Raw genomic sequence first — 16,794 nt, forward strand, 5'->3', positions numbered from 1 at the left:
AGACCGTTTCTGCAAGGGACATCACACGCTATCGTACGATGTCCTTCGAGTACACCATCTTGTTTGGCCTTGCGGGGTCCCTACGTTCTATGTCGGCCATAGGCATCGACGAGGGTAGGTACACCGAGCGGGAACGCGAGGACTCCGAACGTCGCCAGCGCGTGTTTTGCATACGATGAGTCGCGATAGGCGAGGTACATCGCACCGACGCCGAAGGCAGCGACCACGTAGGCAAGATTACTCCAGAGTGGATCGTACGTCGAGCAGTAGCCCCAGCAGACGAGCGTGTATGAGGGGGCGTTCCACGTCGGCGGCTGTAACTTGGGCCAGAAGAACCGGCAGTACGTGGTGAAGGCGAACATCACCGTTACGGGAAGGCCAGCGAGCCACGTACTCGAGCGAAGCGAGACTCGTGACCCGTATCGGTCGAAGGCGCTTAACAGCACGAGCGGGAGCGTGAAGACCACCAGCCACAGGCCGACGGTGTAGGTGACCGGCCAGTGTTCGATCCGCGCCTGGGTGTATCCGACTCTGAGTGACTCTGGGAGCGTCGCCCACGGGAAGGAGGGATCAGGGATAGGATTCGTGAGAAAGGATAGTCCCATGAGGAGGACACCGGCGACGAGTGCGTACACACCTATTGTCGTCACTCGTGCAATCGAGGCGGGTAACGGCTGGTGGCGCGAATTGTCACCGCCATCATCGTCGAACCGATCGGAATGGAGGGCATCCGCTCTCATACGACAAGTTACGCTAGAATGATTGATTGCAGTTATCCTTTCAAATCCGAAGTCGTCGGCTTCGAACGGGTACCTCCCTAACCCAGCCTTCGAGACAGGAGAGAGGTCGACGTGGCCAGTGATTATCGAGCGAGGCGACGTCTGAGAGTCGCCAGCAATCCTGACTGATCCCCCGTCGGCTGTTCCGCATCGCGAGACTCGGACTTGTCACTCTCCTCCTCGTCTTCGTCGAGCCTCGCCGCTTCGTAGTCCGCAATCATGTGAGCGACGTGGCGATTACACATGAGAGAGGATACGACGTCCAGCTACAAAACTGTTCGACAGATGCTAGCAGATGCTAGCTCTGCGTCTGCTTCAGGTCGTCACTCGGATAGATCCGGTACGTCCGGCCCTGACGTTCGCGGTATAGCAGGCCACGTTTCTCGAGGGCACTGACCGTCTGGCTCACCTTGCTCTTCGAGAAGTCCGACCGATCCCGGAGTTCGATTTGTGTGATCCCTGGTGAGGAGAGAACCGGTTCGAGGATGCGGCGTTCGTCGTCCGGCAACAGGTCCAGCACACGGGCTTGAGGTTGGGTCTCTGGATTGATGCCATCACTCGGTTGAGTGGTCTGGGTCGATGGTTCGGATTCGAATTCAGAGCGGTCCTGGTCGGTTTGCTCCGAGGCTTCACTCTCTTGTCGCTTGACCGCCTCCGTGTTGGTGACGTCGTCGCGAATCATCAGATATCCCCCGCCGATGACAACCGAGACGAGGATGGTTCCGAGGACGTACCAGAGCGGATTCGTGCCATGAACTGCTCCCATCGACGTCCCCATCATCGATCCCATCTGCTCGAACGCCTGCTGTTGCTGGTACGCTTGCCAGCTGAGTGCTCCACCGATGATAACGACGGCAGTGACGATGAGACCGACGATTGCATCGGCTCGCCGTCGATTCATCCATCCCACCTCGAGTTGCTCTGATACTCGTTCATGCCTGTGAATTGGCCAGACATCGCTGTACCAGTTGTGATTGGGCTCGCAGGACCCCAGACGCCGCGCACGCTCTTCGGAGTCGAGACGCAGTGCTCAGTGATGCTCATGGCTCTGTGAAGACTCCGCCCCTGCAACCCCTGGGTGTTGCTGAGCGAACTCGTTGGGATGGTTCTCGAACGAGCGTTTGCACCGCTTCGAGCAGAAGTAGTAGATTTCGCCGTCGTGGGTGAGACTCGGCCCGCTATTGTCAGTTCGCATTCCGCAGACCGGGTCGCGGTACTGACCGGGTGCACCGAGCCCGCGCCGGTAGACGTAGAGAAGGAACCCAGAGAGGGCGAACGCGATGATGTTTAGATAGAACGTGTAGTTCAGCTCGAAGTACGTCTGTTCGGAGGCTGTCTGCCCGCCAGCGAGGTTCGGGATTATGTCAAGCGCCGCGAACAGTTCCTCCATGAGGAAGCCCGTGAACGCCATCGTCACGAAGAAGATGCCGAGGATGTACAGCATGACCTTCCAGCCGTAGTACTTCCGGTAGACGTTCAGGACGGGGATGGTGATGAGGTCGGCGTAGACGAACGCGATGACTCCCGCAAAGCTGATGCCCCCGCCCCAGAGCGCGACGGCGAACGGGACATTCCCCATGCTCCCCACGAAGCTGATGACCGCGATCGCTACCCCCATAATCGCGTTCTCGGCACTCACGAGCAGCCCATCGCCTCGGAGGAAGAGCGTGTTCCACACCCACTGCGGGACGAACACGATGACGAATCCCGAGATAAGAAAGCCCGCGATGACGTCTTTCCAGATCATCGACCACTCCTTCCGATACTGGTTCCCGATCTTGTACCAGCCGCCCCACGAAAGGAGTTCGTCGCGCCAGCCGCCGCTGCTAGCGGCCTCCTGCTGGTAGGTCTCCATGCACCCCTCCGAACAGAACTTCAACGTCTCGCCGCCATCGGTCGTGATCGAGTACTCGTCTTTGCCTTCCATCCCACACGTCGGATCCTCGGTGATGCCATGTTCCTGATCGCGCTGATTCAGCTCCTGTCGGACCTCATCAAAGAGATTCTCCGGGAGGGTCAGATGGACGAGGAGTGCCATGACAGCGATAAGGATGACCCCACCGAGGAGTTCGGCAACTAGAAACTCCCAGCCAAGGAGGATCAGGATCATCAGCCCGAGTTCGACGATGAGGTTCGTCGAGGCGAACATGAACGCGAGGAAATTCACCGTATGTGCTCCCTTCTTGAACAGCCCCTTCCCGATGGCGACCGCGCCGAAGCTACAACCACTACTCGCGGCGCCGAACACTGTTGCCTTCGTGAGACCACTCAAGTTTCCCTCTCCGAGAACCTGAGCCATCCGCTCTTTGGAGACGTAGACCTGGACGAGACTCGTGATGACGAGCCCCATGATGATCGCCCAAGCCGCTGTCCAGAGGAACCCAACGCCGATCCGTAGCGACTCGAGAATTCCGTCGACGAGGGCGGCTTGCATATCTAAACTATCACAGCCATCTGTTTTGTTAGTTGTTCTTAAGAAACGGTGGTAGTTCGGTGGAGTAATTCTTGGATTCAAAGGTACTCCGTGCTATCAGCTGCGGTAAACCGTTCGAGGACTGCGTTCGTGCTCGACAGTTGCTGCGCGTCATTGATTCAGTTCGCTGGTTGTTGCTTATTCTTTCGTAAGGGGGTTCCACAGAGGTAAGCGTAGCACCACTGTTTCCCCCACCATATTCCCATGCCGTGTTGACAGAGTGACTCTCCCTTTCGAATTGTAAGAGAAACCCGAATGAAGGAGTCGAGCGTATCTCTAGGCATGAGCACGACTACCACAAACCAAGACGCGTACGAACCGGAATCCACGACCAGTGTGATGCACCTCGATGCGCTGGCATTGGCAGGCGCAGCAGCAGTCGTCTCTGCCATCGCGATGCTCCTGCTCGGTGTGTTCGGAGCGATCGGCGTCTACGAGGGGGCAGTCGAAGCGATGGAGCAGTGGCACCTGTTCTTCGAACCGACCGTCGTCGGGACTGTGGCGGGGATGGTCGAGGCAGCGGTGATCAGCTTTGTCCTCGTGTACGCCTTCGCGTGGCTGTACAACGTCTTCGCGCGGTAGGAGGCGCTGGAGACACCAATGTACGTCACCGACAAAGCCGAAATCGTCATCGACGCATCACCCGAAGAGATCTGGGAGTACGTAACCGATCCAGTCCATTGGACGGCGTCGAACCCCGAGGAACACCATGGGCTCGAATACGACACGCCCGATAATCGTCCCCGGGAGGGCGCAACGTTCCACCAGGCCGAAGAGGTCGCCGGGATGTACGCCGACCTGCATGGCCGATTCCAGTATATCGATCATCCACACGTGGCGGTCTGGGCGGGGACGGCGTACTATCCGCTCCTTCGCGGACTCGTCACCGTTCGGATCCCCGAAGGAGGTACTATTCGACTTGAAGAGACTGAAGACGGGACTCGCATGTCACACGCCGTCTGGATGGACTTCCCGAACAACCGACGGGGACGGGCGCTGAAATGGGTGTTCACGACCGCTCTCAATGGGAAGGCGAAACTCTACGACCACACGAACAAGGAACTCGTCTTCTTCAAGGAACGCTTCGAGTCGACAGCCCCTGAGTCGCCCAAACCGACGGATGAGAGTCCGTAGCGAAATCAACGCACACATCCAATCATGTACACCGACATCCTCATTCCAACTGATGGCAGTGATAACGTCGAGCCCGCAGTCCAGTACGGACTTGACCTCGCTGGCCGATACGACGCAACCGTCCACGCTCTCCACATCGTGGACAGTTCACCGATCGAACGGAAGCTAGAACTGACCGCGCTGGAAATCGACCTGGAGACGCTCCCGGACACGTGGTATGACGCTGGTGATGCCGCCACCCAGCAGATCGCAACTCGAGCCGCAGAACATGGCCTCGAAGCGGTAACTGAGGTTCGCCGTGGTTTTCCAGCGCGTGAAATTCGTTCCTACATCACCGATACCGGGATCGACCTTGTCTGTATGGGAACCCGAGGACACTCGGGTCTCGACCGATTCCTGCTCGGCAGTGTAACGACCCGAATCGTTCGTACTGTCGATATCCCCGTGCTCAGTGTCAAATCGAAGCTGACGGAGGCGCTATCAGAATCCGAGAAGCGGGGAGGCTTTGAGGATATCCTCGTCCCGACTGACGGGAGTAAGCCCGCACGAGAGGCAGTCACTCACGCTCTTGATTTGGCTCGGACGTACGATGCGACACTTCATGCCCTCTACGTTGTCGATAGAGGTGCCTACGCGTCTCGTCCGGGATGGACATGGGACGAACTGCAGCAAGTACTGGAGCAAAACGGGGATACTGTCGTAGAAGATGTCCAATCCCGGGCAGCTGCCGACGGTGTTTCAGTCGCTGCTGAGATCACCCACGGCGTTCCTCATCAGGCAATAGGGGAGTACTGCGATCAACACGGAATCGACCTCATCGTGATGGGAACACACGGACGGTCCGGCATTTCACGACGGCTCATCGGAAGTGTGACCGAACGAGTTCTCCGGAACTCGGATGAGCCAGTTTTGACCATTCGAGGAGTGTAGACGCGGCTTGGGCTACCGGCGAAGCGAGATGAGAAGGACAATGAATCCGAGACCGATGGCGACCGATTCGATGATGTGGACAAGAGCGAGATCGAGCCCTCCGAACTCAAACAGTACTCCTTCGATGAACACACCGAGTGTGATGATTCCAAAGCCAATTGCAGCGTTTCGCATATAGTACGTACCAGTTCGTCGATACGCCTCGAAACTGTAGTACGTGATCAGAATACCGAGTGCGAGTACGAGCGTGCGGACGACCAGGAGAATTGCTGTTGTCGCATCTACCATTCACTTAGTCCTCCATTTTCTTCGAGTCGCGTCCGTATAGAGCGTACAGGATCGTGAGCATACCAATTGCGACGATGGTTGTTGCCACCGTTCCCGCATTATGAAAGGTCAGGCCAACCACGTCGAACAAGATTCCTTCGACGATCGCGCCGAAGCTGATGATGGCGAAACCAACCGCAAGGTACAGCATCGATTGGCTGTTACTACGCCGATATCCTCGATAGGCCTGATATGCGATCAGGAATCCCAGAACCATTGTAACGAGTTTTGCGACGATGAGTCCGGGGTGCATGGTTATTCGTTCCTCATTGTGTCCCAGATACGCGTAAAGCGGTCGGCGGCGTCTTCCCGAAGTTCGATACGGACGTCGAAGCCAGACTCGAGGAGTCGGACGTCAACGCGATCGAGCTGGGCTTCGTATTCGCTGTAATGATGACCGTCGGGATCAACGTGCGTTCGCTCGATAAGCAGGTCGTACTCCAGTAACGTGTTGACCCGTCTGGAAACTGTTGAGACTGACATGTCACACTCTTCGCTAAGTTCCTTGGCGGACATCTGTTTCTGGCGAGTCGCCTCGAGGATTGCGCGTGCATAGTCGTCGTCAAGGATTTCGAGGATCCCCGAGATGTCTCGCTCCTCACTCACAGGCTACGTTTCTGCGGAAGGGTATATAAATAAACGCCGATTTGCTGACCCAGCAAATCTGCTTTCCGGACTATATCCCCTGAGCGTGTAGGTTCACCTGTAAGGTGACCGATTCCATGACCGATTCACTCACGCGTCGACGGATGCTCCAGCTGACTGGCGGTACGGCAGTCGTTGGGCTTGCCGGGTGCACTGGAACGCAGAACAACGACGGCGGAGCGACGAACGGAACGCCGACCGAGAGTGGCCACGACGACGGTGGCACGGAGACCGGTCACAGCGACGACGAGGATGACCACGACGAAGCAGTCGGGGCACCGTCCGATACGGCCGAGGTGCGGATGATCACCGAGGACGGCGGCTACCACTTCGAGCCCCACGTCGTGCGGGTGAACGTCGGTGGAACCGTGACTTGGCACAACGAGAGCGGGAGTCACTCGACGACCGCCTACCACCCCGACAACGACCAGCCCCAGCTCGTCCCCGACGGCGCAGCGGCCTGGGACAGCGGCATCCTCTCCGAGCAGGGCGCGACGTTCGAGCACACGTTCGAAACCGAGGGGGTCTACCACTACTACTGTACGCCCCACGAGAGCCTCGGCATGATTGGGAGCGTCATCGTCGGCGAACCGGATCCCCACGAGCAGGTCGCCTTGGAAGACCCGCCGGCTGACAAGCCCGAGCGCGTTCGCGAGAAGCTCGAAGAACTGAACGGGATGGTCAGCACAGCTCTCGGCGACGACCACGAGTGAACACGCGTCGTTCCGTCGATGAGTGATCGGTAGCTGACACGCGATTTTCGTCCCCTAAATCCTCCTCGTGTTTCTGTTTGTACGACTAGGCGAGTATATTGTAGCCGACGTGTGCAAGTGCGAGGCCGAGATAGCCGAGGACGAGCAGCGCCACGGTTCGCCGAGAGAGCGACGGGATTCCAATCGGTTCGTTTCCGTGAATCCGTTCTCCGAGCGCGTACACGAACCGCCCGGCGAGCAGCGCAAACGGGATATGTACGAACACCAGCGGAAGGAATAGCGAATCGAACCGGACCGTCGCCTCTAGCTGCGCCAAGTACTCGAGTTTGAGCAGTACTTCGAGTCCAGCGACAGTGAATCCGGACGCCACGGTAGCAAGCAATCCCTCGGTTTTCGAGAGGAGTCGTCCCCGCCAGTAACTCCAGCCGTAGAACGTGAGAATCAGTGGGAGGAAGCGAACGAGTGCTTCCTCGATGAGCCCAACCAGTAGTGGCCACGTCATGTTCGTCGTCGCCTGAAGCAGAGCGAGTTCGAGCAGATAGGCGAGCCAGACGCCGACACCGGTCACGATAGCACTCACGACTGTAATGCCAAGGAGTGACCGATATCGATACGTCATATTTCACGAGAGGCGTATTCTGATACTCGGGGAGCAATCGGCATAGGCGTACCCGTTCTGGGAGGACATTGTTCCTCGAAGAGGCTTTATTACTGTGTGACTGTTAATCAATACCACGACGTTCGATAGGCCCATAGTACAGTATCATGGCTTCCGATGACTCCACCGCGACCCAGCTCCCTTCCGATTCGGAAAGCGATGTCATTGGTCGGATCGAAGACGAGATTCTGTCACGGCGCGGATTCCTTGTCGGACTCGCCACCGGTGGTGTCGGAGGTGCTGGAGCAGTTCTCGGTCTCACACACTCCGGCGAGGGGTTTCAATCGCTGGCGACTCTTGCCGGTGGGGCGACGCTTCCCGCCATGGTACAGTATTATCTTCCAGCAGTCGATTCGTCTGGCGAGGGCCTCATACTCCCGGTCAAGTTTGTTTTTTCGAAGGGAGATGGTGAGTTGTTTGTCGATGTGGGCGACGTTGAGGTCCGTCACGATTTACAGCTCGCACTCCGGGAGGCGACGGAGACGGCGACGCGTCTCACTGGCAGTTCGCTCGCGGGAACGGCGATACGAGTCACGTTCGATCCTCCTGATTCAGACGTACTCGCTCTCGGCGGGAAAAGCTGGGAAGCTGGCCTCACGGTCGCACTAATCGCTAGTCTTCGGAGACAGTCCCTTCCACGAACGAAGCTGATAACCGGCGTTGTGAACGACGAAGGAGTGTTGCTTCCTGTCGGTAAAATCGAAGCGAAGGCCCGTGCAGCACGAGCATTGGGAGCGACGGAACTGATCGTTTCTGACGACACACCGTCAGACGTGACGGTTCAGGGGATTCGAGTCGTTGAAGTCGCGTCAATCTGGGATGCACTCGATCGTATTTTGTAACCTTCCACATCGTCACCCCGTCCAAGGAGGAGACAATTCAAGAGCCAGGTCACCGTAGCACGAGGTATGAACGAAGAGTCTCCATTCGATGCAATCCGCGAATTCGAGTTCGACGGCACCTCCTACAAGATGGCCGACCTCACAGTCCTCGAAGAGGAGGGTCTCTGTGAACTTGATCAGCTCCCCGTCAGTATCCGAGTGCTGCTTGAATCCGTCCTCCGGAACGCCGACGGAGAAACCATCACCGCCGAGGACGTTCAGAACGTCGCGTCATGGCAACCTGACGTTCCAGATGTCGAACTCCCGTTCACGCCGTCGCGGGTCGTTCTCCAGGACCTTACCGGTGTCCCCGCGGTAGTCGATCTCGCAGCGCTCCGATCGGCGGTCGACCGAAAAGGCCGGGATCCCGCGCTCGTCGAACCCGAGATCCCCATCGACCTCGTGATCGACCATAGCGTGCAGGTCGACTACTTCGGGAGCGAGGACGCCTACGAGAAGAACTTCGAACTTGAGTACGAACGCAACAGTGAACGGTATCGGGCGCTCAAGTGGGCACAGCAGGCATTCGACGACTTCCGCGTTGTGCCGCCGGGAACGGGCATCGTCCACCAGGTAAATCTTGAATACCTCGGACAGGTCGTCCACGCCCGCGAGCGAGACGGCGAGAACTGGCTATTGCCGGATACGCTCGTTGGAACGGACAGCCATACGCCGATGATTGGTGGGATCGGCGTCGTCGGCTGGGGTGTTGGCGGCATCGAGGCCGAGGCCGCGATGCTCGGCCAGCCGGTCACGATGGAACTCCCCGAGGTAGTCGGCGTCCGCCTCACGGGCGAACTCCCGGAGGGCGCGACCGCGACCGACCTCGTCCTTCACGTCACTGAGCAGCTTCGAGAGGTCGGCGTCGTCGATCGGTTCGTCGAATTCTTCGGCCCCGGTGTGTCGAATCTCACCGTTCCAGACAGGGCGACCATCGCGAACATGGCGCCCGAACAGGGCTCAACCATCAGTATGTTCCCCGTCGACGAGGCGACGCTCGAGTACCTCGCACTCACGGGCCGCGACGAGCAGCACATCGAACTCGTTCGCGAATATCTTGACGCACAGGGGCTATTCGGTGAACAGAATCCCGAGTACACCGAGACGGTTGAACTCGACCTCTCGACGATCACCCCCAGCCTCGCCGGACCGAAACGCCCCCAAGATCGCGTCGCGATGGGCGACATGAAGACGCACTTCCGGGGACTGGTCCACGGCGAATTCGAAGACGAACTCGACGATATCGACAAAGATGCGCTCACGCGATGGATTGGCGAGAGCAGTGGTTCCGACGACGACCGACCAGACCCCGATCTTCCGGAGCCGGACGTCGGCGATCTTAATGACCGAGTCGAAGTCGACGTGAATGGCAAGTCGACTGAAATCGGGCACGGTAGTGTTGTCGTCAGCGCCATCACCAGTTGTACGAACACGTCGAATCCGTCCGTGATGCTCGCGGCGGGGCTGCTCGCCCGCAATGCTGTCGAACGTGGGCTCGACGTCCCGGCGTACGTTAAGACGAGTCTTGCGCCCGGGAGCCGCGTCGTCACCGAATACCTCGAAGCCTCGGGATTACTTCCCTATCTGGAAGACCTCGGCTACAACGTCGTCGGCTATGGCTGTACGACCTGTATCGGGAACGCCGGCCCGCTTCCCGAGGCCATCGAACGCGCAATCGACGCTGAGGATCTCTGGACGACGAGTGTCCTCTCTGGCAACCGGAACTTCGAGGCACGTATCCACCCGAAGATCCAAGCAAACTACCTTGCCAGTCCGCCGCTCGTGGTCGCCTATGGTCTCGCCGGACGCATGGATATCGATCTCGAACACGATCCGCTCGGCACCGACGATGACGGCAATCCGGTCTATCTCTCTGACATCTGGCCCGGCGCCGACGAGATCCACGCGGCAGTCCACGACAGTGTCGATTCTTCGATGTTTAAAGAGAAGTACGCCGAAGTGTTCGAAGGTGACGAGCGCTGGGAGGCACTCAATGCGCCGACCGGTGAAGTCTACGAGTGGGACGACTCTTCGACGTACATCCGCGAACCGCCCTTTTTCAAGGACTTCCCGCTGGAAGAGCCCGGCGTCGCGGACGTTGAGGACGCTCGTACGCTGATGCTGCTCGGTGATACGGTCACGACCGACCACATCAGCCCGGCGGGCCCGTTCTCTCGAGAGCAACCGGCCGGAGACTGGCTCGTCGACCACGGCATCGAACCTCACGACTTCAACACGTATGGCGCTCGCCGGGGCAACCACGAGGTGATGATGCGCGGCACCTTCGCCAACGTCCGCATCGAGAACGAGATGCTCGACGATGTCGAGGGAGGCTACACGGTTCATCAGCCGACGGGCGAACAGACGACCGTCTTCGAAGCGAGTCAGCGCTATCGAGAGGACGATACGCCCCTCGTCGTGTTCGCCGGTGAGGAGCTTGGCACCGGATCGAGCCGCGACTGGGCCGCAAAGGGGACTGATCTCTTGGGCGTTCGCGCAACCATCGCTGAGAGCTACGAGCGCATCTTCCGTGACAACCTCGTCGGGATGGGAGTCCTCCCGCTTCAGTTCGCCGACGGCGACTCATGGGAGTCACTCGATCTCGACGGATCGGAGAACATTGCGATCCACGGCCTTGACGACGGCCTGAGTATGAACGACGAACTTACTGTCGTCGCTGAACGATCTGACGGATCGACCGTTGAATTCCCAGTCACTGCCCAGATTAGTACACCGGCTGCTGTTCGATACGTCGAAAACGGCGGTATTCTCCATCTCGTTCTTCGTCGGCTACTCACCCAGGAGTAGGTGCGACGTTTCAGTTTATTATTTCGAACGTGCGACGATTTCGTCGCTCTTGGAAGAGTGGCCTTCGTAGCGAACTATTGGTTTTCGAGGGGTCGTCCGTTCCACCAGGATCGGCGGGGAACGCGTAGATTTATTTGACATACACGAATCAGTCTGTGTATGTCATCACAGGAAGTAACGCTAGAAAGCACAATTGGTGGCTTCACGGTGAGCGGGAAGCTCCATACGTTAAGTGTCTGGTTTATCCTCGCACTTAGACTGATGATGGGGATCGCGTTCTTCCAGAGTGGATTTGATAAGATTCTCTCGGGGAGTTTTAGTGCCGGTGGATATCTCACCGGAGCGGTTCCAAACAATGGGAGTCCGCTTGCAGATTTGTTCATCGCTATGGGGAACACACCGTGGTTCGTCGACTTCGTAAACGTTGCAGTGCCGTGGGGTGAGGTGCTTATCGGACTCGGGTTGTTCTTCGGCGCGCTCACTCGACTCGCTGCATTCTGGGGGGCGTTTATGATGCTCATGTTCTACTTCGGCAACTGGGACATCGCGCACGGCTACATCAACGGGGATTTCGCGTACATGCTCGTATTCCTCTCTGTTGCCGCATTCGGGGCGGGACGGATACTCGGCCTCGACGCGTACATCGAACAGTACGAGGTTGGTGGGGTGCCGCTCGTTGAACGGTATCCCTGGACTCGGTATCTTCTCGGGTAGGCTGGTGACGTGAATCACTACAGCATGCCTCGAAGCATCTATGCCACGACAACAATAGACGCTTCTCTCACGAACCCTGCAGCTTGGGGTCTCGCGCTTATCGTCATCGTCGTTGTTTCCTGGTTCTTCTATCGGTACTTCGCTCCTGATAGCTGGCGGGAATGGGTTGGCGCAGGAGTTGTACAGGCGTTCATCATCGCACTTTATGCGGAGATGTACGGCTTTCCACTCACGATCTATTTGCTGGTCCGGTTTTTCGGCCTGGATCGCGAGTACGTCAGTACCAATCTCTGGTCTACACTGGTCGGGTTCGGCGAGACGGGTATGTTCGTATCAATGCTGCTCGGCTATGCGGTAGCGTTTGTCGGCATTGGCCTGTTTGCACAAGGGTGGCGACAGGTCTATCGAGCTCGACAGGACGATCAACTGGTCACAGATGGGCTTTACAGGTACGTCCGTCATCCACAGTACACTGGTCTATTCATCGCGCTGTTCGGCGAGGGGATTATTCACTGGCCGACGATCTTTTCTGTCGGTCTATTTCCGCTCGTCGTCGTGGTCTTCACGTGGCTTGCACGGAGAGAAGAGCGTGATATGATCGACCAATTCGGTGAGGGCTATCGAACGTATCAGCGTAGGGTACCGATGTTTATCCCCCGCTGGGAGCAGTGGCGCAGTCTCGTGGCAGAGTCTCGTAGCGGCGGTGATGATTTTGAAGACTCTTAATTAATCTTCTCCCATAGGAGGATTCGAAGCCCAAACCATCAGTAACTACCACGTGAGCGATCAGAGATTGAGTACATAGCTTCATCTGTCACACTCCGATTTTCTGTGTATACAACATTATACTTCTGTGTACTCGGTTTCGGCTCTATCCTCGCCAATAGCATATATCGTCAAAGATCCATCTTTCTCTCCACCCATCCCCGGTGTCCCAGGTGGCATATCAGGGAGTGCAATTCCATCTATCGGTGGGTTTTCATCGAGAAGCTGGTCGATCACTTCTACAGGGACGTGTCCTTCTACAACGTAATCTGTGAGGACGAGTGTGTGACAACTCTGGAGGTCTTCGGGAATTCCGTATTCCTGCTTTACTGCTTGGATATCATCCGGTACTGTCTCTGAAAGGTCGCCAGTGATATTCTCACGAAGATATGATGCATATTGCTCGCAACAGCTACATTCTGGTGAGTTATATTGTTTCGCTGATGCCACTGTTATTGGTTCATCAATATCCCATGAATTCGTGCTTGAGCCACCTATACAACCTGTAAGACCTAGTATTCCGATTGTTCCACTAAGTCGAAGAAGCCGTCGACGATTCCACTGTTGGGGCATTATCGGACGATACAACAGTACATCCCATACGCTTTATCCCCGTTACTGACAACCAGGAATGTGAGTTCAGTCACCTTCGATAGGATTGCCTATACTAGGACACATCAGTCCCACACTCTCGCCCCCTGTATTCTTTCGAAACGGGAGTGATCCAGAAAGGGCTACACGCGATGAACCCCTCAATTCACTATCCCAGAGACCATTCGGCCGGTTTCGATTCTTAACAGAAATCGCAGTAAACCGTCGTTGCGTATAGATATGTATGAAATCCCCCAGTCGTCTAGAAGTTCGAGAAGGCACGGATATCAACCTGTATAACCAGGTCCTCCTTCCACTATACGGAACTGATGCAGTGGAGTCAGTAGTCCAATACAGTTTATCACTTGCAGAAACATATGATGCGGCTCTCCACGTACTATCTATTCAAGATGAGGGCCACACGGGATTGGAATCCGACCAGGTCACTACACAAGAGGAGTGGAACGCAGCAGCAGAAATTGAACCCGTGGTGGAACAGGCCCACGCGCTCGGACTCAATGTGATACCAGCAGTGGATAGTGGGCACCCTCCAAGTGTTATTCGGCAGTACGCTGAAGAGAACGATATTGATCTGCTGGTCCACCAGAAACCTAAACAGAATAGATTAGCAAGAGTTCTTCGGAGAGACATCTCCAGTCGCATCATTCAAACTGCCCCTCTTCCTGTCTTGACGATACCTGATAGGAGCCCCTTTAATCCGGTTGGAAGTTCAGCTACCAGCCAGTTCACGGATGTTCTCGTGCCCACGAATGGGTATGATGAGGCGTCTGTTGCTTTCAAACATGGGCTACAAATTGCCAAACGGCATGATGCGACCCTGCATGGACTTCTTGTTGTTGATGAGCAGTCCTATTCGAGTCGGCCTGGATACACGTGGAGAGAGGTTACTGACTCTTGGGAACAGCGGGGGAAGAGGCTCTTAGAAGACATTACGGAGAAGACAGCGAGTTTCGACGTTCCTGTCCGAACTACGTTGAGTTATGGTCAAGCTCAGCAGGAGATTCTCGAATATACTGAGGTGAATGACATCGACCTTGTTACAATGGGGACACGAGGATTGACTGGTATTCGCCGACTGTTACAGAGGAGTGTCGCAGCTCACGTAATCGAGGAAGCAGACTGCCCCGTTCTAACGATCAATCGCACAACAGCGGAATTGAAGAAGCACCCGTACACATTTCTTCGAAAGGCAAATCAGAATCGGATGTCAAGGCTCTGTTGAAATCCTATTTGTTAGACACTATTTGTGGTGAAATATCCGGTAAGTGGGATTGCGTATTGACCGCCGAGAAGTCTACCAGTTTAAATATATGTTCCATTAGCTCTGCAAGATACTACGTGCTTCTCCTACCGCGGATTGGCCGGAACGCATACCACTTAGGATTCACTGGGCCTTCCAGAGTTGTTGGAACTATTGTGGAGGATCCTCTCGATAGAGTAAAGCGATCCCCGTCCTAAGATACAATATGGGTCGGCTCTGTTGAAATCCTATTCTTCAGACACAAAATGGGCTGAAACAGCTGATCGCTGAAGAATACGTATGTAGCACGACTGTTAGTGGCCTGCCCGGTATTCATGCGACCGGACGGGATTTTCTGGCAACGAATCGGTGTCCCCAACGGAGGATGACGCCGGCCCCAAACGCGATGACGCCAAGTAATAGCGCCAACGGAACCCACATCTCCCACGCTCCGACTCCACCGAACGATAGTGGAAGCGCTACGGGGGATGGCTGGTCGAGGTAGAGCCACCAATAGTACGTCAGTCTGGCGACCACCGGTGCCAGCATGAGGGTCATGCTGACTGCGAGCCCACTATTGTCATAGGCCCACCAGCTCGCCAGTCCGAACCCGATAATGACGAGTCCTGGTTCAACGATTGCACCCGCAGTAAGCGGCAAGAGCGAAATGACCAAAACGAGCGCGGACACTCCTGCCGCCACGAGAACCCCCTCTAACGACCGCTTCCGGTCGCTTCCGACCAGTGCGGTGCGGAGGTCAATTTCCATACACCCTCTCCGATTGTGAAGGGTAAATATCTTGTTCAGACCAGATGTACGGTAATGCCGACGACTTGCTGTATCCACTCTCTGTATTGGCCGTTCAGAGTGATCGGTCTACATTATGAATGAGACAGGCGATGGTGATCTCACGGAACTGTTTCCACCAGCGTCGTGAGCGGACGAACGCACCGTATTTTCGCTTGAGCGTTGAGTTGACAGTCTCGGATTGACTCCGCTGGCCGTAGAGATCAGTGTCTAAGCGTGCGTTCCATGCCTTGTGGAGCGATGTGAACTCACGATGCTTGATCAGTGGACGAACCTCGTGTTGCCGGGCAAGCCGTCTGATCTTCTGGTCGTCGTAGCCCTTGTCACCGAGCAGAATGCCAATATCTTCGGGGTTGCGCTTGATCAACGACGGCGCAATCTGGCTATCGTGTTTCCGCGTCGTCGTCACGTGTAGATCGAGGATTGCGTTCACTTTCGTATCGACCAGCAGCGTCACTTTGAGCTGTTGAATGGTGAGTTCTGCTCGTTTCGTGTAGTGTTTCGAGGCGTGACTACGGTCAAACCCTGACGCATCAACTCCAACGACACCGCTCGTCGGAAGTAGTGTCGTTGAGAGGGTCAATATGACACGCCATACGGCCATATCAAGTCGGTTGAACGCCTTACAGAGCGTTGATGGCGTAGGAAGTTCGGCTAGTCCAAGAGCTCGGCGGATGCGTGGCATCTCGATTAATTCGTCAAGCAGACCACGGTAGGTCGTGTTCTTCCGAACTTTGAGACACAGCAGAACAACGTGCTGGGGAAGTGTGTAGCGGTGTTTGGAGAATTTCGAGGAGTATCGAGAGACCACTCGGCGTGCTAGATGGATCGCCTTCTCAGTAAACCGTAGAATCTGCGACTTCGGGAGGGCCTTCATCTCGTGGAATCATACGGCGAACATGTAACTCTCTGAGGATTTCAACAGAGCCTATGGGTCAGGAATCGTTGAACGTGTATCGTGGCTGCACACCAGTAGTGGATGCTGAGTACGAGTTCGAGAGCGAAGGGTCGCCCACGGAAGTCATCGTCGAGGCTCTAGCAGAAGCTGCCGAGATTGACCCGCTTGATCTTCCACCACTGTACGAGTTCGTCGATCCTGACGCCCTCGATCAGCTCTTCGGAGAGCACGTCGGCGCAGCCCACGCGGATGCGCTCCTCAGTTTTCAGGTCGAGACCTGGAACGTGTTCGTCCGGGCCGACGGCCGCATTCGGGTCTGTGATGCCACCCGACCCACCGACCCGGAACCAGTCTTCGAATCCACCCCCGCCTAATTCGACTCTTTCAGACTCTAACTCCAACAATCTCTA

At 56.4% G+C, this 16,794-nt stretch carries 20 protein-coding genes; 10 read left to right on the forward strand and 10 right to left on the reverse strand.

Going from position 1 to position 16,794, the window contains the following annotated elements; all coding sequences use genetic code 11:
* Window positions 1–80 precede the first annotated feature (80 nt).
* The 3 genes from BM167_RS16150 to BM167_RS16160 all read right to left on the reverse strand — a co-directional run bounded on the left by BM167_RS16150 (window position 81) and on the right by BM167_RS16160 (window position 3,213).
* Window positions 81–635, reverse strand: a complete 555-nt coding sequence (locus tag BM167_RS16150) for a hypothetical protein (protein ID WP_245781399.1) — start codon at window positions 633–635, stop codon at window positions 81–83.
* A gap of 442 nt (window positions 636–1,077) precedes the next feature.
* Window positions 1,078–1,680 (reverse strand): helix-turn-helix transcriptional regulator, encoded by a 603-nt coding sequence (locus BM167_RS16155; RefSeq protein WP_092893767.1) that lies wholly within the window; start codon window positions 1,678–1,680, stop codon window positions 1,078–1,080.
* A 129-nt stretch (window positions 1,681–1,809) separates the two neighbouring features.
* The gene (locus BM167_RS16160) at window positions 1,810–3,213 is read right to left on the reverse strand and encodes a permease (RefSeq protein ID WP_092893768.1); all 1,404 of its coding nucleotides are present in this window, start codon (window positions 3,211–3,213) and stop codon (window positions 1,810–1,812) included.
* A gap of 399 nt (window positions 3,214–3,612) precedes the next feature.
* On the opposite strand from BM167_RS16160, the gene BM167_RS16165 reads away from it, so the two are divergent.
* From BM167_RS16165 to BM167_RS16175, 3 genes are read left to right on the forward strand one after another with little or no spacing between them, the layout of a single operon-like run.
* The gene (locus BM167_RS16165) at window positions 3,613–3,834 is read left to right on the forward strand and encodes a hypothetical protein (RefSeq protein ID WP_245781400.1); all 222 of its coding nucleotides are present in this window, start codon (window positions 3,613–3,615) and stop codon (window positions 3,832–3,834) included.
* A gap of 18 nt (window positions 3,835–3,852) precedes the next feature.
* Window positions 3,853–4,386, forward strand: a complete 534-nt coding sequence (locus tag BM167_RS16170; protein ID WP_092893769.1) for an SRPBCC family protein — start codon at window positions 3,853–3,855, stop codon at window positions 4,384–4,386.
* Window positions 4,387–4,410: 24 nt separating this feature from the next.
* Window positions 4,411–5,316, forward strand: a complete 906-nt coding sequence (locus BM167_RS16175; protein WP_092893770.1) for a universal stress protein — start codon at window positions 4,411–4,413, stop codon at window positions 5,314–5,316.
* Between the two features lie 12 nt (window positions 5,317–5,328).
* Here the strand turns inward: BM167_RS16175 and BM167_RS16180 are convergent, their stop codons facing one another.
* The 3 genes from BM167_RS16180 to BM167_RS16190 are packed head-to-tail and all read right to left on the reverse strand — an operon-like array spanning window position 5,329 to window position 6,249.
* On the reverse strand, window positions 5,329–5,604 hold the full coding sequence (locus BM167_RS16180; protein WP_092893771.1) for a DUF7521 family protein: 276 nt from the start codon (window positions 5,602–5,604) through the stop codon (window positions 5,329–5,331).
* Between the two features lie 4 nt (window positions 5,605–5,608).
* Complete coding sequence (locus BM167_RS16185) at window positions 5,609–5,896, reverse strand: DUF7521 family protein (protein WP_092893772.1); 288 nt, start codon at window positions 5,894–5,896, stop codon at window positions 5,609–5,611.
* A 2-nt stretch (window positions 5,897–5,898) separates the two neighbouring features.
* Window positions 5,899–6,249, reverse strand: coding sequence for an ArsR/SmtB family transcription factor (locus tag BM167_RS16190; RefSeq protein WP_092893773.1), 351 nt, complete (start codon window positions 6,247–6,249; stop codon window positions 5,899–5,901).
* A 116-nt stretch (window positions 6,250–6,365) separates the two neighbouring features.
* Here BM167_RS16190 and BM167_RS16195 point away from each other — a divergent pair, with 116 nt between their 5' ends.
* Window positions 6,366–7,001 carry a cupredoxin domain-containing protein gene (locus BM167_RS16195; protein ID WP_092893844.1) on the forward strand — a complete coding sequence of 212 codons (636 nt, stop codon included), beginning with the start codon at window positions 6,366–6,368 and terminating at the stop codon, window positions 6,999–7,001.
* Between the two features lie 85 nt (window positions 7,002–7,086).
* Here BM167_RS16195 and BM167_RS16200 read toward each other — a convergent pair whose 3' ends face one another.
* The gene (locus BM167_RS16200; protein ID WP_245781401.1) at window positions 7,087–7,581 is read right to left on the reverse strand and encodes a hypothetical protein; all 495 of its coding nucleotides are present in this window, start codon (window positions 7,579–7,581) and stop codon (window positions 7,087–7,089) included.
* A gap of 185 nt (window positions 7,582–7,766) precedes the next feature.
* Between BM167_RS16200 and BM167_RS16205 the strand changes: the two genes are divergently transcribed.
* The 4 genes from BM167_RS16205 (at window position 7,767) to BM167_RS16220 (ending at window position 12,788) form a co-directional block, all read left to right on the forward strand.
* Window positions 7,767–8,501: a twin-arginine translocation signal domain-containing protein gene (locus BM167_RS16205; protein ID WP_092893775.1), complete on the forward strand. Its 735-nt coding sequence runs from the start codon at window positions 7,767–7,769 to the stop codon at window positions 8,499–8,501.
* Window positions 8,502–8,567: 66 nt separating this feature from the next.
* On the forward strand, window positions 8,568–11,348 hold the full coding sequence (gene acnA, locus BM167_RS16210; RefSeq protein ID WP_092893776.1) for an aconitate hydratase AcnA: 2,781 nt from the start codon (window positions 8,568–8,570) through the stop codon (window positions 11,346–11,348).
* 159 nt (window positions 11,349–11,507) lie between these two features.
* Complete coding sequence (locus BM167_RS16215) at window positions 11,508–12,062, forward strand: DoxX family protein (protein ID WP_092893777.1); 555 nt, start codon at window positions 11,508–11,510, stop codon at window positions 12,060–12,062.
* Between the two features lie 24 nt (window positions 12,063–12,086).
* Window positions 12,087–12,788, forward strand: coding sequence for a methyltransferase family protein (locus BM167_RS16220; protein WP_092893778.1), 702 nt, complete (start codon window positions 12,087–12,089; stop codon window positions 12,786–12,788).
* 117 nt (window positions 12,789–12,905) lie between these two features.
* On the opposite strand, the gene BM167_RS16225 is transcribed toward BM167_RS16220, so the two are convergent.
* On the reverse strand, window positions 12,906–13,277 hold the full coding sequence (locus tag BM167_RS16225) for a DUF411 domain-containing protein (protein WP_245781402.1): 372 nt from the start codon (window positions 13,275–13,277) through the stop codon (window positions 12,906–12,908).
* 385 nt (window positions 13,278–13,662) lie between these two features.
* Between BM167_RS16225 and BM167_RS16230 the strand changes: the two genes are divergently transcribed.
* Window positions 13,663–14,661: a universal stress protein gene (locus BM167_RS16230; protein ID WP_092893780.1), complete on the forward strand. Its 999-nt coding sequence runs from the start codon at window positions 13,663–13,665 to the stop codon at window positions 14,659–14,661.
* A gap of 351 nt (window positions 14,662–15,012) precedes the next feature.
* Here BM167_RS16230 and BM167_RS16235 read toward each other — a convergent pair whose 3' ends face one another.
* Both BM167_RS16235 and BM167_RS16240 read right to left on the reverse strand, forming a co-directional pair.
* Complete coding sequence (locus BM167_RS16235) at window positions 15,013–15,447, reverse strand: hypothetical protein (protein ID WP_092893781.1); 435 nt, start codon at window positions 15,445–15,447, stop codon at window positions 15,013–15,015.
* Between the two features lie 94 nt (window positions 15,448–15,541).
* On the reverse strand, window positions 15,542–16,363 hold the full coding sequence (locus tag BM167_RS16240) for an IS5 family transposase (RefSeq protein WP_092893782.1): 822 nt from the start codon (window positions 16,361–16,363) through the stop codon (window positions 15,542–15,544).
* A 53-nt stretch (window positions 16,364–16,416) separates the two neighbouring features.
* On the opposite strand from BM167_RS16240, the gene BM167_RS16245 reads away from it, so the two are divergent.
* Entirely contained in the window at window positions 16,417–16,758 is a 342-nt protein-coding gene (locus tag BM167_RS16245) for a HalOD1 output domain-containing protein (protein WP_143095533.1), read from the forward strand.
* Window positions 16,759–16,794 lie beyond the last annotated feature (36 nt).

The organism is Halopelagius inordinatus, from assembly GCF_900113245.1.
Lineage (GTDB): Archaea > Halobacteriota > Halobacteria > Halobacteriales > Haloferacaceae > Halopelagius > Halopelagius inordinatus.